Origin of the sequence: Brevundimonas sp. (assembly GCF_046293315.1) — a bacterium.
In the GTDB taxonomy this organism is placed as follows: Bacteria; Pseudomonadota; Alphaproteobacteria; order Caulobacterales; family Caulobacteraceae; genus Brevundimonas.
In genome coordinates this window covers 1-15,270 of the sequence record NZ_JBKBPF010000004.1, presented here as the reverse complement: position 1 = coordinate 15,270, position 15,270 = coordinate 1, and the positions used below count along the sequence as shown (strand labels likewise).

Sequence of the window (15,270 nt, the reverse complement as noted above, 5' to 3'; positions counted from 1 at the left end):
CTTAGCGCGCTTCGGCGCGGCGGGGAACGGCGGCCTTGCGGCCCAGTTCAGAGACGTCGCGGGCGCTGGCCCGGGCGCGGATCAGGGGACGGCCGCGCGGGCTGGGCGGCGGGGCCTGATCCATCACCGCCTCCAGCGCCGAACGGATGGCGGCCAGCCGCTTGTCGCCGGTGATCTTCTGGCCCTTGTCGGTGGTGACATAGAAGGAATCCGCCGCCCGCTCGCCGAAGGTGACGACGTGGGCGGAACGGATCGACAGGCCCAGATCAGCCAGGGCGCGGGACAGCTGGGCCAGCAGGCGCGGACGGTTGGCGCCGGACACCTCGATCACCGTGGCGGTCTCGGACGCGGCATTGTCGATCATCACCACGGGGCGCACGTCGAAGGCGGCGCGGCGCGGGCTGGCGGGGGCTGCCGGGTCGGCGGGGGTGACGGCGCCGCCGCGCCCGACCCGCTCCAGCGCCGCCAGCAGACGGCGCAGGCGGCGCGGCTCGGCCAGACCGTAGGGCTCGCCCGCCCCGTCCTGCAGCTGGAAGATGTCCAGGGCCATGCCGTCGGCGGCGGTGGTGACCCGGGCCCCGACGATGTCGGCCCCCAGATCGGCCATGACCCCGGCGATCAGGGCGAACAGGCCGGGGCGGTCGGTGGCGGCGATGGCCACCTCGGCGGCCTGATTGTCGGACGGTCCGGCCATGGCGGCGGCGCCGTCGCGGCGGGCCCGCTCGACCAGGGCGTCATAGGCGGCCATGGGGCGGCTGAGCGGATCGTCCATCTCGGCCGCGTCGCCCCGGAACTGCCGCTCGGTGTGGCGATACAGGTCGCGCATCAGCTGGCCCTTCCAGCCGTTCCAGACGCCGGGGCCGACGGCGCGGATGTCGGCCACGGTCAGCACCAGCAGCATGCGCAGGCGTTCCAGATCGCCCACGATTTCGGCGAAGGCGCGCACGGTGGCGGGGTCGGACACATCGCGCTTCTGGGCGTAGTCGGACAGGGTCAGGTGCTGGCGCACCAGCCAGGCCACCAGCTCGGCCCGGCGCGGGTCCAGACCCAGCCGCTCGCAGGCCCGCCGCGCGGCGATGGCGCCGTCCTCCAGCTGGCCCCGGTCGCCGCCCTTGCCCACGTCGTGCAGCAGCATGGCCAGCATCAGGACCTGCGGGTCGCGGATCAGGCCGATGATGTTGGACGACATGGGATGATCGTCCTTCAGCTTGCCCCGGGCGATGTCGTTGATGACGCCGATGGCCTGCAGGGTGTGCTCATCCACCGTATAGGCGTGGTACATGTTGAACTGGGTCTGGCCGACGATGCGGCCCCATTCCGGCAGGAAGCGGCCCAGAAGCCCCGTCTCGTTCATCAGGGTCAGCACCCGGTACGGGCGGTCCCCGTCCGCCAGAATATCCAGAAACGCCGCCGAGGCCGCCGGAGCGCGGCGCAGCTTCGGCGTCACCAGATTGAGCGACCGGGTGACGGCGGAGAAGGCGTCGGGGTGCAGGTCCAGATCGTGCCGGTCCGCCAGCTGGAACAGGGTCAGCAGCCGCAGGGGCTCGGCCTCGAACACGTCCGGGCCGGTGATCGACAGGCGGCCGTGATCCTCCACGAAGCCGGGCTCGCCCAGCTGGCGGCGGCGTCGGGGGATCAGGCGGGTGAGGCTGAGGGCCCGCTTCTGGCCCCGCTCCTCCAGCTTGGCGGAGATGGCGCGGGTCAGGCCGCCCACGTCGCGGGCCACGAGGAAATAGCGGCGCATGAAGCGCTCCACCGCCGGCTCGTCGCCCCGCCCCTGCCAGCCCATGCGCCGGGCCACCTCGGGCTGGAGGTCGAAGGTCAGCTTCTCCTCGGCCCGCCCGGCGGTGCGGTGCAGATGATGGCGCACCCGCCACAGGAAGTCGAAGGCCTCCTCGAAGGTGCGGCGCTCGCGGCCGGTCAGAAGACCCTCCAGCGCCTCGGCGCCCAGCAGGCTGTCGGGGGTCAGGCGCCGGGCGATCCAGAACAGGGCGTTGAGGTCGCGCAGCCCCCCCTTGCCGTCCTTGATATTGGGCTCGACCCGGTAACGCACGGCGCCGGCGCGGGAGTGGCGCTGGTCCCGCTCCTTCAGCTTGGCGGCAATGAAGGCGCGGGGGTCGGTCTTCGTCATCTCGCGGCGGAACACCTTGAGGAAGGCGTCGGCCATGACCTCGTCGCCGGCCAGATAGCGGGCCTCCAGCAGGGAGGTCTGGATGGTCATGTCGTCACGGGCCAGGGTCAGGGCCTCGTTCATGGTGCGCGAGGCGACGCCCACCTTGGCCCCCAGATCCCACAGCACATAGAGCATGAAGCCGGTGACGCGCTCGATGCGCTCGCCGGCCCGGGCCGGGCGCAGGAACAGCAGGTCCAGATCCGAGTATGGCGCCAGCACGCCGCGCCCGTAGCCGCCGGTGGCCAGCAGGGCCAGCTTGCCGTCCTCGTCGACGCTGTCGGACGGGTGCAGGACCTGGGTGGTGAAGCGCCACAGGGCCTGCAGCATCTCGTCGGCGGCCCCGGAGAACAGGCGCGCCACCTCAACCCCACCCAGCCCCGAGGCCAGTTTCGAGGCCGCCTTCTCGCGGCCGGCGCTCCAGTGCTCGGACAGGGCGGCGGCCACCTCGGCGCGGACGTCCGACGCGTCCTTCAGGGCGGCGAGACGGTCGTGAAGGGCGGCGGGCTGGGTCACGGGCGGGCCAGACCCTTCAGACGATACAGCGCCTCCAGCGCCTCGCGCGGGCTGAGCTCGTCGGGGTTGATGGTCGCCAGGGCCTCGTCCGCAGGGGACGGGCCAGAGACCGGCGCGGGCTCGTGCACCGCGAACAGGGGAAGGTCGTCCAGCCGGACGCTGGAGGCCTTGTCCGCCTCGAGCCGGTCCAGCACCTCGCGGGCGCGGCCCACCACCGACGGGGGCACCCCGGCCAGTTTCGCCACCTGCACGCCATAGGAACGGTCCGCCGCGCCGGGCGCCGCCTCGTGCAGGAAGACCAGCTCGCCGTTCCACTCGCGGGCCTTCATGGACAGGTTGCAGACGTGGTCCAGCCGCTCCTCCAGCCGCGCCAGCTCGTGATAGTGGGTGGCGAACAGAGTGCGGGTGCGGTTCGTCTCATGCAGGGCCTCGGCCACGGCCCAGGCGATGGCCAGGCCGTCATAGGTGGCGGTGCCCCGGCCGATCTCGTCCAGCACCACGAAGCTGCGGTCAGTGGCCTGGGTCAGGATGGCGGCGGTCTCGACCATCTCCATCATGAAGGTGGAGCGGCCCCGGGCCAGATCGTCGCCGGCGCCGACGCGGCTGAACAGCCGGTCCACCACGCCCAGCCGCATGGACTTCGCGGGCACGAAGGCCCCGGCCTGGGCCAGCACCACCAAAAGGGCGTTCTGGCGCAGGAAGGTGGACTTGCCCGCCATGTTGGGGCCCGTGACGATGGACAGGCGCGCGCAGTCGGAGCCCGAGCCGTCCAGCGCGCAGTTGTTGGGCGTATAGGGATCGCCGGCGCGGGTCACGGCCGCCTCGACCACCGGGTGGCGGCCGCCCGCGACCTGAAAGATCAGCGAGCCGTCCACGTCGGGGCGCACGGCGTTGGTCTCGGCCGCCCATTCGGCGAGGGCGGCGGCGGCGTCCAGTTCGGCGAGGGCGTCGGCCACGGCCTGAAGCGGGGTCGCCAGATCGGCGACGGCGCGGCGCCAGCCCTCGAATATCTCGCCCTCCATGGCCAGGGCGCGGGCGCCGGCCTGGCTGATCTTGGCGTCCAGCTCAGACAGCTCCACGGTGGTGAAGCGGACCTGATTGGCCAGGGTCTGGCGGTGGATGAAGGGGCTGTCAGCCTGCGGGCGCAGCAGGGGTTCGGCGTTCTTCGCGCTGGTTTCCAGGAAATAGCCCAGCACGGCGTTGTGCTTGACCTTGAAGGCCACGCCAGACTCGGCCTGGGCCCGCTGCTCCAGATCCACGATCACCTTGCGGCTGTCGTCGCGCAGGGTGCGCACGGCCTCAAGCTCGGGCCGCCAGCCGGGGCGGACCAGACCGCCGTCGCGGGCCAGATGGGGTGGTTCGTCCACCAGCCCCTCCTGCAGATCGATCAGCAGGCCGCCGGTGTCCGCCGTGGGCGACAGGTCCGACAGCCGCTCCTCGATCTCGGCGGGCGGGCCGGTCAGGGGGTCGGGGGATCGGGCGAACAGGGCGGAGACCGCCTCGGCAGTCTTCAGGCCCGAGCGGACGGCCGCCAGATCGCGGGGTCCGCCCCGCCCCAGCGCCAGCCGGGTCACGGCCCGGGCCACGTCGGCCGAACCGGACAGCACCTCGCGCAGATCACGGCGCAGGTCGCGGCGCTCCAGCAACCATTGCACGGCGTCCAGTCGATGATTGATGGCGGCGGGATCGCGCAGGGGCCGGGTGATGCGCTCGGCCAGGGCCCGGCCGCCCGCCGAGGTGATGGTGCGGTCCACGCAGGCCAGCAGGCTGCCCTCGCGGGCGCCGGACTGGGTGCGGTCGATCTCGAGGCTGGTGCGGGTGGCCGGATCGATGGCCAGCCAGCCGGCCTGGGCGGCGCGGCGGGGGGCTTTCAGAACCGGCAGGCGGCCCGCCTGGGTGGTCTCCAGATAGGCGGCGGCGAGGCCCAGGGCGGACACCTCCGCCTCTTCGAAGGCGCCGAAGCCGTCGAGGGTGGCGACGCCGTAAAGGCGCTGGACCCGGTCGCGGGCGGCGGCCGGTTCGGCCAGCCCCTGCGCCAGCGCCTGCACCACCCCGCCGGAGCCGTCCAGCGCGGCGCGGATGTCGTCGTCGGAGAACAGCCGGTCGGGCACCAGCACCTCGGACGGGCGAAAGGCGGCCAGATTGGCGGCCAGATCGCCGGGTTCGCTGACGATGGTCTCCACCTGGCCGGTGGACAGTTCCACCACCGCCACGGCCGCCCGGCCGCGCCGGACCGACACCGCCGCCAGCCGGTTCGAGCCCCTGGCGTCCAGCAGGGAGTCCTCGGTCAGGGTGCCGGGCGTGATCACCCGCACCACGTCGCGGCGCACCACGGCCTTGGAGCCGCGCTTGCGGGCCTCGGCCGGATCCTCAAGCTGTTCGCAGACGGCGACCTTGAAGCCCTGACGGATCAGGCGGGCGATGTAGCCCTCGGCGGCGTGGAACGGCACCCCCGCCATGGGGATGTCCTCGCCCTTGTGCAGGCCCCGCTTGGTCAGGGTGATGCCCAGCGCCGCCGCCGCCTTCTGCGCGTCCTCGAAGAACAGCTCGTAGAAGTCGCCCATGCGGAAGAACAGCAGGGAGTCCGGATGCCGGGCCTTGGCGTCCAGGAACTGGGCCATGACCGGGGTCACGCCCGGGTCGGGCGTGAGGGGGCGGGCGTCGGTCGGCTGCTTGACGGGGGCGTTCATGAAGCGTGCAGGGTGAAGGATCGGGGGGGCGCGCTCAAGGCTCACGACGCCCGGGCCGCTACAGGATCGTGGACGAATGCCGGGACGGGGTCAGTTCGCCAGAGTCCGGGCCAGGATCTGGCGCATCTGGGCAGCGGCCGCCGGCGACAGGCGGCCCTGAACGCCCCGCTTGTCCTCGGGCAGGTGGGCGCCCGGGGGATCGTCAGCCTCGAACACGAAGGCGTCGAACATGGCCCGCCAGGTCTCGCGCTGGGAGGGCGGTAGATCGCGGATGCCCAGCATGGCGTGGATCATGGCCTCCAGCGGCCCGGCCTGAAGCCTTGCGTCATTCCACCAGTAGTTCACCAGCACGCTGAAGCGGTCCAGGGACTGGACGTGGTGCCACCACATGTAGGGGATGAACAGGGCGTCGCCGGGCTCCAGATCGGCCACCTCGGCGACGGCCCAGGCCTCGGTGAACCGGGGGTGGCGCTCCAGATCCGGCTCGACCACCGAGACCATGCTGATCGGCGGGCCAGCAGGGGTTCGCTCGAACGGGCCGATGTAGAGATTGCGGGTCTGGTCGGGCGGAAACAGGATGAAGCGCCGACGGCCCGCCACGGCGCAGGCGATATTGTCGTTCATGTCGTGGTGGGTGTGCACCGTGGCCGCATTGCCGATCCACAGGCGCGGATAGACGTCCTCGCCCAGCAGGGGCGAGGGATTGGCGCGGGCGAAACCGGGCAGCGCCTGGGGCTCGGGCACCGACTGCACGGCTACGGCGGGCGGTGCGTCCTCGTCCATGAGCGCCAGCAGCCGGTCCAGCACCGCCCCCACCGTGGCGTCGTGCTGGGTGAAGTTCACGCCTGTCAGGTCATCATTGTAGAAGAAGCGTCCCTTTACCGCCGGGTGCGCCTCGGCGAACCGCACCGGCGCGCCGCTGTCGAAGCTGCGGATGTGGGCGGCCAGGGCCTCAGGCGATCGCCGCCCCGCCTCAACCGCAGGCCAGTGAGCCGTGAAGCCGCGCAGGATCGCGGGCTTCGCGGTGGGAAGGATTTCGGTTCGAAAGGTCTCGGCGGTGACGTTCCGGAACTCGGGCGTACGGCGGTCGGGTACTGGGGAGGACATGGGCCGAACCCTAGCCGCTGACGGTTCTTGCGCAAGACTGGAGCGCCTGCCACAAGCGCGCCAGGCGGTTAAGGGAACGCGGTCAAACACCGCGGCTGTGCCCGCAACTGTAGGCGGTTAGGCCGTCGTCCGCTCCCTGTCTTCGGGCAGGCCGCCACTGGAGCGATCCGGGAAGGCGAGGACGGCGGGTCGACTTTTTGAGTCGGCCAAAGGCGCTGAGTTCCGGTCTTCGACCGAAACCGCGTTTGGCCTGTGATCCGCAAGCCAGGAGACCTGGCCGCCGACGTCGCTCGTCCGCTGTCCGGGACCAGACAGAGGCGCGGGGACTGAGTCCGTCGAAGCGACCCGATCCGGCGCCGTCCTGTCTCGCGACAGGCGGATTGGTCGCTTTTGAACGCCGCCGCGCGCGCCGCGCGGGGGCTTATGACGGAGCATCGCCCCATGAGGCGTTCCCTTATCCTGTGCTCGGCCGCCTCCGCGGCCCTCTTCGCCCTGCCCGCTTTCGCCGACGACGCCACCGACGTGGAGGAGGTCATCATCACGGCCACCCGCATCCCGGCCATCGTCGCCGAGACCCCCGGGGCCCGCGTCATCGATGCGGACACGATCGCCCGGCGCGGCGCGGTGTTCGCCGCCGACATCCTCGCCGACGTGCCGGGGCTGAGCGTGACCCGTTCGGGCGCCTTCAGCGGCCCGGCCAATGTGCGCATCCGGGGCGCGCATCCCGGCAAGACCCTGGTCCTGGTGGACGGCGCCGTGGTCAATGACGTGGCCGACATCGACGGCGCCTTTGACTTCACCGGCTTCGACCTGGGCGATGTGGAGCGTATCGAAGTCTTGTCGGGGCCCCAGTCCTCGTTGTGGGGCTCGTCGGCCATCGGCGGGGTGATCTCGTTCACCACCCGCGAACTGGACGGCGTCCGCGCCGAGGCGGAGGCGGGCTCGTTCGACACCATCCGGGGCCGTCTGGCGGGCGGCGTCGCCAATGAGCGCTACGCCGTGGGGGCCTTCGTCTCGCACTTCGACACCAGTGGCATTTCCGCAGCCGATGAGGCGGACGGAAACACCGAGGCGGACGGGGCGACCATCACCACCATCGGCGTCAACGGCCGGTACAGCTTCGGTCCGGCCGTGACCCTGGAGGGGCGCATCCGCTACAACGAGACCGACGCTGACATCGACGGCTTCCCGGCCCCGACCTACGCCCTGGGCGATACCGATGACAGCATCGCGCGCGAGCAACTGTCCGGCTTTGCACGCCTGACGGTTCAGGCCCTGGGGCTGGAGCATCAGGTCAGCGTCTCGGCTTCGGATCTGACGCGGGAATCCTTCAGCGCTTTTCCGTCGACGTTCGAGGCGGACCGTCAGGTCTATCGCTGGCAGGCGTCCGGCGATTCCGCTGAAGGACGGGTCACCTACGCCTTCGGCGCCGAGCACGAGAACGCCGAAGGCGCCCTTTCCAGCGGCGCGACCGAAACCCTGTCCAGCAACTCCCTGTTCGCAACGGCGCGCATCAATCTGTCGGAGCGGTTCAGCGTGACCGGCGGCCTGCGCCATGACGACACCGATGACTTCGGCGATGCGACCACCGGGCGTCTGTCGGCGGCCTACGAGCCGGGCGGCGGGTTCATCCTGTCCGGCGCCTGGGGCACGGGCTTCAAGGCCCCGACCGTCAGCCAGGCGGTGTGCGATTTCTGCTGGTCTTCCATCCCCTATCCGGAGCTGCGCCCGGAGCACGCTGACGGGTATGAAGCGGCCCTGGGCTGGCGGTCGGCGGACCGGCGGATCGAGGGCCGCGTGACCGTCTATCGGCTGGAGGTCGAGGACCAGATCGTCTGGTTCAATGCGCCGGGCGGGAACAGCTTCTACGCCAATGTGGACGAGACCCGCACGGACGGCGTGGAGCTGGAAGGGCGCGTGGCCCTGCCGGCCGGGTTCGATCTGGGCGTGGCCTACGCGTGGACCGACGCCATCGACGTGACGGACGGTTCCCGGCTGCTGCGCGTGCCGGAACACGCAGGCTCCGTGACCCTGGGCTGGACGGGGGAGCGCCTGTCGGGCGCGCTGATCGTGCGGGGTGAAGGCGATCAGGAGGATTCCGGCGGGCTTCGCGAGAGCTTCGTCACGGCGAACCTGAACGGCGCCTTCGCGCTGAGCAACCGCATCAGCCTGACGGCGCGGATCGAGAACCTCGCCGACACGCACTACCAGCAGGTGCGTGGCTACGGTGAGCCGGGACGCAGCGGCTATGTGGGGATCAGGCTGCGCTACTGACCGCGGAAGGCCCGGCGGCGCTGAGCGTCGCCGGGTCGTCCAGCGCAAGGGCGGACCAGTCGAGCGCCGGCGCCGGAGCATGGGCCGCGGCCAGAACGGCGCGCAACTCGGCCGCCGAAGCCACCCCGGCCACCACGGATTCGACGCCGGGCAGGTTAAGGGCGTAGGCCAGCGCCGCCTGCATGGGATCGGCCCGGTTCTCGGCCAGGCTGCGCCGGGCGCGCGACACGCCCGAGCCGGACTGGACCAGATGCGCGGGCAGATCCTCGCGCGCGGCGAACAGGACGCCGCCAGCGAATACAGAGCGCACGTGGACTGCAGAGCCGTGATCGGCCAGACCGGCGATCAGGCCCGAGGTTGCGGCGCGCTGATCCAGAAGGTTGCAGGGCAGCTCGACGACGTCGGGCCGGAAGCGGCGCGCCAGCAGTTCGGGGCCGTCTTCGACCCGGGCGCAGACGCCGATGCGGCGGAACAGGCCCATGTCTTTCAGACGCTCCAGCCTGTCCCACAAAGCGCGGCCGTCGGCCCCGGCCAGATCGCCCGCCGAGGCGACCATGACCGCATCGCCGCGCGGCAGGCCCATGCGCTCCAGAGAGCGGCGGGCGCGGGCCTCGACCCGGTCAACGCCCTCGGACGCCGACACCGTGCGGACCGTAACGCGAAAAGGACTGGGGAAGGGCCAGCACTGGCCCAGCAGGCGTTCGATGTCGCTGATCGGTCGGGCGGACACGAGGCCCACGCCGCCATCGGCGGCGGTGCGCAGCAAGGCCCGGACGGAATCCTCGCGCAGGACGGCTCCCGCCCCACGGGCGGGCGCCCCCAGCACATTAAGGGCGAGCCTGGACGCCGGTCCGGCGCCGGTCCGTGTTTGGGCCTGAAACGTCACGGGACGGACCATGCGCCCACAAAGCTTAAGGAGCGCTGATCGGAAGTTTTACGAAGCCTTACCCGACAGGGTTTACGAGAGGTTTGCGTCCGGCTGCCGGTCCGGATGGGCGGCCATGAAAGCGGGATGATCCGCCGCCTTTTGCTCGATGGCCAGGATGTGGGGAAAGGCGTCCAGCGGCGTGTTGAACCGGCGGGCGGAGTAGATCTGCGGAACCAGGCAGCAGTCGGCCAGGGTCGGCTCGGCGCCGTAGCACCAGCCGTCGCCGTGGCGGGCGATCAGGGCTTCCAGCGCCTCGAAGCCTGCGGTGATCCAGCGCGCGGCCCAGGCGTCCGTCGCCGCCTGATCGGCGCTGAAGGTCTCGCGCAACGCCTTGAGCACGCGAAGATTGTTCAGGGGGTGGATGTCGCACGCGATCATGGCGGCCATGGCCCGCACGTGAGCGCGGGCGATCGCGTCTCCCGGCAGCAGCGGCGGTTCAGGATGGGCTTCCTCCAGCCACTCAAGGATCGCCGGGCTCTGGGTCAGGACAGCGCCGTCCACCTCCAGCGCCGGAACTAGGCCTTGGGGGTTGATAGGCAGGAACGCCTCGCTCTTCTGGGCGCCTTTGCGCAGATCGACTCCGACCTGATCGTAGGTCAGGCCCTTCAGGTTCAGGGCGATGCGGGTGCGGTAGGAGGTGCCCGAGCGCCAGTAGCCGTGCAGGATCATGGCGATCTCCGATCAGGTCAGGGTGAAGGCCAGCGGGGTCAGACCCTCGATCGTCGCTTCAATGCGGTCGCCGCGCACGACGGGCCCGACGCCCTCCGGGGTGCCGGTGAAGATCAGGTCGCCCGGCATCAGCCGCCACAGGCGCGACGCCTCGGCCACCACCTCGGCGGGGCTCCAGATCATCTGGTCCAGCCGGGAGGACTGACGCATCTGGCCGTTCACGGTCAGGGCGATGGCGCCGGCGGGGGTCGGCAATGCGCCGACGGTCAGTGGGCCGCAGGGAGCTGAATGGTCGAAGCCCTTGGATGCATCCCAGGGCCGCCCCCGCGACTTGGCCTCAGCCTGAATGTCCCGGCGGGTCAGGTCGACGCCCGTAGCCCAGCCGATGATCAGTTCCGCCGCCGCGCCAGGCGCCAGATCCGCGCCCTCGCCGCCGATGGCGCAAACCAGTTCCACTTCGTGATGCAGATTGTCCGTCGCGGAGGGGAACGGCACGTCCGCATTCGTGATCAGGGCGTCGCGGGGTTTGGAGAAGAAAAAGGGCGCCTCGCGCGAAGGGTCGGCGCCCATCTCGCGGGCGTGGGCGGCGTAATTCTGCCCCACGCACAGGATGCGGCGGACGGGAAACCGTACGTCCTGACCGAGAATGGGCAGGGCGACGGGGGCGGGTGGGTCAAACAGCCATGTCATGAAGACGTGCTTACGTCGCCGGGCCCGGTCACGGAACCCCTCATCCCCTCTGGCGTTGCGATGACGGGGTACCTATTCTCATTTTACCGCCAAGCTAGCCGGAGAGCGCATCATGGCCACCACCAAGGCCCGGGAAGACATCAAGAACGACCTGAAGACCCTCAAGGAGGACCTGAAGGTCGGCGCGCGCGAAGAAAGCGCCCGCCTGCGTGAAATCGCCGCCGAAACCGAAGCCCGCGTGCGGGCCAAGTCCGACGAGGTGCGCGAGCGCGCCCGCGACTACTACGATCAGGCCCGCGTTCGCGGCCGGGAGTATTACGACGACGCGGCCGAGCGGCTGGACGAGGCGCAGCGCGCCCTCGTTGAGCGGGTTCAGGAGCGCCCGGTTCAGTCCACGGCCATCGCTCTCGGCGTTGGCGTGGTGCTTGGTCTGCTTCTGGCCGGCCGGCGCCGCTGATGCCGGGCAAAGGGCTGGTCGATAAAGTGGTGGCGGCGGCAATTGCCGCCGCCTGCGCCTTCGTGGCCATCGTGGCCTTGGGCGCGACGCTCTTCTACGTGTTGCTGATGGTGGTTCCCGCCGCAGCGGCCGCAGCGATCACGGCGGGCGTGGCCGCCCTCGCCGCGCTGATCATCGCCATGACGTTCCTGAACAAGGCAAATGGCGACGAGGGAGACGACGAAGAACCGGCGGGGTTGGGGGAGCGGGCGTTTGTCCTCTTCCGCAATCGCCCTGTGCTCGCCACCGTGGCGGCGCTGGCCGGCGGATGGATATTCCTGAGAAACCCGGCGCTGGCGTCTATGGTCGCGGCGGCTTTCACCGAGAGCAGTCGCGGACGTCGCTGATGGAACAGTGACGCTCGCGGAGCGTTGATGTGGCAGGTCCGGCGCAAGGTCGTGGCCTTTTGTTTGAAACGCTTCGGAGGCGCCACACCATGATTCGTTGGGCCATAATTTTTCTGGTGATCGCCCTGATCGCCGCTGTACTGGGTTTCGGCGGCATCGCGAACTTCTCGTTCGAGATCGCCAAGTTTATCGCCGTCATCGCCATCATCCTCTTCGTCATCGCCCTGGTTGCGGGCGGGCTTCGAGGCCGAGGGCCAAGAGTCTAGACGACCTCCAGTCGTCAAAGAAAGGCCGCGGGACTGTTCCCGCGGCCTTTTTAATTTGCCCTGCGACGACGGGGGAGGGTCCAGGCGCGGCTGTCGACAAAGCCGCCGTTCTCCCAGGCCACGACGGTGACCGTGACGGCCTCCGCGTCCCAGTCGATGCGATTAAAGCTCGGCGGCGCGCCGCGCTCTCGGTGCGAAAGAGTTCCGCAGCCCACGGCGTAGGAGAACTCATCCCCTGCCTGCAGCGGCAGGGCGAAGGGTTGGTGGGTGTGGCCCGTGGTGATGATATCCACGCCCGCTTTCGCGAAGATGTGCGCCGCCGCCTCACCGCGAATGACGTCGCCGGTCATGGGGGTGCCGATCATCTCCACCAGGGGATGGTGACAGGCCAGAATGCGCAGGGCGCCGTCGGGCGCGTCACGCAGGGCCTGGGCCGCACGCCGGGTCTGATCCAGGTCGATGACGCCCTTGGACCAGTTCAGCCTCGCCTGCCATCCCCGCGCGGTGGTGACGCCGCGGACCATCAGTCCTTCCGCCCGAAACTCGTGATCGTGCGCAGGATGCCCGGTCGCGCGCTCGAAACGGCGCCAGGGCCAGAACAACCGGTCCAACACATTCCAGTACGGCACATCGTGATTGCCGACCGTGACGAAAGCCGGACCCGGCATGGCCCTGATCCAGCGCGCGGCCTCCTCGAATTCGGCTGTATAGCCGTTCTGGGTGATGTCGCCGGTAATCAGGACCAGGTCGTTGGGGGTGGCGTGAGCGTAATCCACGGCGGCGGCGGCGGCGTTCGCGTGCTCACGGCCGAAGTGGACATCGGAAAACTGGAGAACCCTGCCCATCAGGCGCTGGTCTTCGCACGACGCGCCATTAAATCGCGACCTCGGTAGCGGGCGGGCGGGGCGCCAGGGCCCGGAATGCCTTGGGCCGGAATGTTATGACAGTGTCGTGCTGGAGCATCAGGGGTTCCCCGTCCAGCACCGCCGGCACCCGCGAGCGCGCCGCGATCCGAATTCGGCGAGCCGCCTGAGTCTTGACCGACGGATCCAGTCGCCAGTCGTCGAAAAGGGCATGGGCTGCCAGTCTGAAGGCGTCCGAAGCGGCGTGCGGATTCATGATTGCGGCCTCCAGCCCTATGGGTTCGTCCAGAGCGCGGGAAATCATGGGGCTGATAAGCACCAGGGCTTCCGCCCTCTGGCGCGGCCCCCCGTCCAGATCAAAGCGGATGCGCCCCGAGAAGGCCCGACGCCAGGCCCGACGAGCATGGGTCAGGGCCAATTTCAGCTTGCCGCCGCGCAGCGCCTCCCGGGCCGGCGCCCACAGGGCGGGTGCGCCGAGGATGGCGGCACAGTAGAAGGCATGCCCCTCTACCTCTCCGCCCGACACGTATCGGGGCTCGCCGTCGCTGAGGATGGCGGTCAACGCCGCCTTCCAGTCCGTGGTGCCGTAGAGCGCCTTGGGTAGCATGTTCATTGTGCCGCCGGGCAGAGGAGCCACCAGAGGACCGTCCGGCCCCGCCCGCGACGCCACGGCCCGCGCCGTTCCGTCCCCTGCCAGTACAACCAGCAGATCGGGGCGCCCCTCAAGGGCCTCTTCGATCGTGCGGTCCATACTCTCGCCATCCAGCAGGAGCACCTCGGATACGCAGGCGAAACCCGCCAGCAGTTCGGTCGCCTCGGCCGCTGCATTGGCGCCCACGCCGCCCGACATGGGATTAACCAGCACCACCACCTTTCCAACCGGAGCGTGAGAAGTCACCGCCCGCCGTTCGGAGACGTCAGTCCGGAGTTCGGAATTGTCGGCCACAGGCCCGGCGAGATCAGTCATGCGGGCCGAACGTGCGCTGACGCCTGATGTTCCGTCCTGCGGCCGTGGCGGCCTATTCGCCCTGGATTTCTCCAACCGCATTTTCGGCGCCTTCGCCAAGTGCGGCGCCGGCACGGCCTGCGGCGTCGGCCGTTTCGGACAGGGCCTCGTCCGTCACCTCATCCGCCTGGCCCGTAATCTCCTTGGCCTTTTCCCAGCCAGCGGTGATCCAGCCGTCAATCGTCGCGCCGCCTTCCGCCACCGATCGCTCCTTGATGCCCAACACCGCCGTCAGAGCACCGAACAGCGCCAGAAGCGTGATGATGAACCCCACAACCGGCGGGCCGCCCCGCTGGCGCTTGCTGCGGGACCATACGGGCCCTCCATCGTCATCGGCCATACGGACAGGTTCTGAAAAACGCATGAAAAGCCCCCTATTCAACACGCCTGACCGCTCACGGCGCCCAGCGAAATGTTTAACGCAACCTTAACCACAATCATAGTCGGGGAACCGGAGCCGTTATCCAGCGTTCTCGCCTCGGGGGCGACTTACTCCGACCGAAGGGACATCCAATGAAAAAGATCATGATCGCGATCGCCGGGGCCGGCCTGCTGGCCAGCGCCTGCGCCAGCGACCCGTACGGCAATACCAACCAGACCGTTCGCCAAGGCGCCATCGGCGCGGCCATCGGGGCTGCTGCAGGGCAGATTCTCGGCGGCAACACCGAGGCCACCGTGGCCGGTGCGGCCATCGGCGGCGCCGTGGGCGCCATCCGGGGCTCGTCCCAGGATCGCACCAACCAGCAGCGCTATCGCGCCGCCAACGGCCAGTACTACTACTGCTACGACAATCGTCAGACCGAGTGCTATTGGGAAGATGGCACGCGCGTCCGCTGGTAGGCGTTTCAACCCTTCGGGTGAGACGGATGAAGGGCGGTCCCGACGCGGGCCGCCCTTTTTCGCGCGCCGGATGGCCGGCCGCAGGATTGGGAGGGGACAGATATGCGTTTCAAGGTTGCGACGGCCGCGCTGGCGGCCATGGCGGTTTCGGCCTGCGGGCACGGCGGGCTGTTCGGGGAGGGGTCAGCGCTGATCGCGGACCCGGCGGGCTGCACCGAGCAGCGGCTGGACATCTATTTCAACGAGGGCCAGGCGCGCATCGCCGAACCGGCGCAGCAGCTGATCGCCCTGACCGGCGAGCGGTTGCAGGGCTGCCGCATCGACGGCGTCGAGGTCATCGGCCTGGCCAGCGCCACGGGGGACGCGGCCAGCAACCAGACCCTGTCGGAACAGCGCGCACGGGCGGTG

General features: G+C 69.9%; 15 protein-coding genes and 1 riboswitch. Of the genes, 6 read left to right on the top strand and 9 right to left on the bottom strand.

All coding sequences use genetic code 11. From position 1 onward, the window contains the following. Position 1 precedes the first annotated feature (1 nt). From glnD to ACK4SE_RS04440, 3 genes are all read right to left on the bottom strand, one after another. Complete coding sequence (glnD, locus tag ACK4SE_RS04450) at positions 2 to 2,686, bottom strand: [protein-PII] uridylyltransferase (RefSeq protein WP_409689186.1); 2,685 nt, start codon at positions 2,684 to 2,686, stop codon at positions 2 to 4. Continuing rightward, positions 2,683 to 5,376 (bottom strand): DNA mismatch repair protein MutS, encoded by a 2,694-nt coding sequence (mutS, locus tag ACK4SE_RS04445; RefSeq protein ID WP_409689184.1) that lies wholly within the window; start codon positions 5,374 to 5,376, stop codon positions 2,683 to 2,685. The genes glnD and mutS overlap by 4 nt, the downstream gene beginning before the upstream one ends. A gap of 90 nt (positions 5,377 to 5,466) precedes the next feature. Then, positions 5,467 to 6,483, bottom strand: a complete 1,017-nt coding sequence (locus ACK4SE_RS04440; protein ID WP_409689182.1) for a cupin-like domain-containing protein — start codon at positions 6,481 to 6,483, stop codon at positions 5,467 to 5,469. Positions 6,484 to 6,510: 27 nt separating this feature from the next. After that, positions 6,511 to 6,779: riboswitch (cobalamin riboswitch) on the top strand. A 145-nt stretch (positions 6,780 to 6,924) separates the two neighbouring features. On the opposite strand from ACK4SE_RS04440, the gene ACK4SE_RS04435 reads away from it, so the two are divergent. Beyond that, positions 6,925 to 8,757: a TonB-dependent receptor plug domain-containing protein gene (locus ACK4SE_RS04435; RefSeq protein ID WP_409689180.1), complete on the top strand. Its 1,833-nt coding sequence runs from the start codon at positions 6,925 to 6,927 to the stop codon at positions 8,755 to 8,757. Here ACK4SE_RS04435 and ACK4SE_RS04430 read toward each other — a convergent pair. Genes ACK4SE_RS04430 through ACK4SE_RS04420 form a run of 3 tightly spaced genes read right to left on the bottom strand, consistent with a single transcriptional unit; the run spans position 8,741 to position 11,044 of the window. Continuing rightward, complete coding sequence (locus ACK4SE_RS04430; RefSeq protein WP_409689178.1) at positions 8,741 to 9,655, bottom strand: aldo/keto reductase; 915 nt, start codon at positions 9,653 to 9,655, stop codon at positions 8,741 to 8,743. The genes ACK4SE_RS04435 and ACK4SE_RS04430 overlap by 17 nt on opposite strands. Positions 9,656 to 9,715: 60 nt before the next feature. Beyond that, positions 9,716 to 10,354 (bottom strand): maleylacetoacetate isomerase, encoded by a 639-nt coding sequence (gene maiA, locus ACK4SE_RS04425; protein ID WP_409689176.1) that lies wholly within the window; start codon positions 10,352 to 10,354, stop codon positions 9,716 to 9,718. Between the two features lie 12 nt (positions 10,355 to 10,366). After that, positions 10,367 to 11,044: a fumarylacetoacetate hydrolase family protein gene (locus tag ACK4SE_RS04420; RefSeq protein WP_409689174.1), complete on the bottom strand. Its 678-nt coding sequence runs from the start codon at positions 11,042 to 11,044 to the stop codon at positions 10,367 to 10,369. 112 nt (positions 11,045 to 11,156) lie between these two features. Between ACK4SE_RS04420 and ACK4SE_RS04415 the strand changes: the two genes are divergently transcribed. From ACK4SE_RS04415 to ACK4SE_RS04405, 3 genes are all read left to right on the top strand, one after another. Continuing rightward, on the top strand, positions 11,157 to 11,501 hold the full coding sequence (locus ACK4SE_RS04415) for a glycine zipper domain-containing protein (RefSeq protein ID WP_409689172.1): 345 nt from the start codon (positions 11,157 to 11,159) through the stop codon (positions 11,499 to 11,501). Beyond that, a complete protein-coding gene (locus tag ACK4SE_RS04410; protein WP_409689169.1) occupies positions 11,501 to 11,887 on the top strand; it encodes a hypothetical protein in 387 nt (128 codons plus the stop codon). Before ACK4SE_RS04415 ends, ACK4SE_RS04410 begins: the two co-directional genes overlap by 1 nt. 89 nt (positions 11,888 to 11,976) lie before the next feature. Beyond that, positions 11,977 to 12,153 carry a DUF1328 domain-containing protein gene (locus tag ACK4SE_RS04405; RefSeq protein WP_045318738.1) on the top strand — a complete coding sequence of 59 codons (177 nt, stop codon included), beginning with the start codon at positions 11,977 to 11,979 and terminating at the stop codon, positions 12,151 to 12,153. Between the two features lie 50 nt (positions 12,154 to 12,203). Here ACK4SE_RS04405 and ACK4SE_RS04400 read toward each other — a convergent pair whose 3' ends face one another. From ACK4SE_RS04400 to ACK4SE_RS04390, 3 genes are read right to left on the bottom strand one after another with little or no spacing between them, the layout of a single operon-like run. Beyond that, positions 12,204 to 12,998 carry a metallophosphoesterase family protein gene (locus ACK4SE_RS04400; protein ID WP_409689167.1) on the bottom strand — a complete coding sequence of 265 codons (795 nt, stop codon included), beginning with the start codon at positions 12,996 to 12,998 and terminating at the stop codon, positions 12,204 to 12,206. 28 nt (positions 12,999 to 13,026) lie between these two features. Next, entirely contained in the window at positions 13,027 to 13,983 is a 957-nt protein-coding gene (locus tag ACK4SE_RS04395) for a diacylglycerol/lipid kinase family protein (protein ID WP_409689165.1), read from the bottom strand. Between the two features lie 52 nt (positions 13,984 to 14,035). Continuing rightward, positions 14,036 to 14,362, bottom strand: a complete 327-nt coding sequence (locus tag ACK4SE_RS04390) for a hypothetical protein (RefSeq protein WP_409689163.1) — start codon at positions 14,360 to 14,362, stop codon at positions 14,036 to 14,038. Between the two features lie 185 nt (positions 14,363 to 14,547). Between ACK4SE_RS04390 and ACK4SE_RS04385 the strand changes: the two genes are divergently transcribed. Both ACK4SE_RS04385 and ACK4SE_RS04380 read left to right on the top strand, forming a co-directional pair. After that, on the top strand, positions 14,548 to 14,862 hold the full coding sequence (locus tag ACK4SE_RS04385; RefSeq protein WP_409689161.1) for a YMGG-like glycine zipper-containing protein: 315 nt from the start codon (positions 14,548 to 14,550) through the stop codon (positions 14,860 to 14,862). Between the two features lie 102 nt (positions 14,863 to 14,964). Continuing rightward, positions 14,965 to 15,270, top strand: a 306-nt coding sequence (locus ACK4SE_RS04380; protein WP_409689160.1) for an OmpA family protein, incomplete at its 3' end; no start/stop codon positions are given.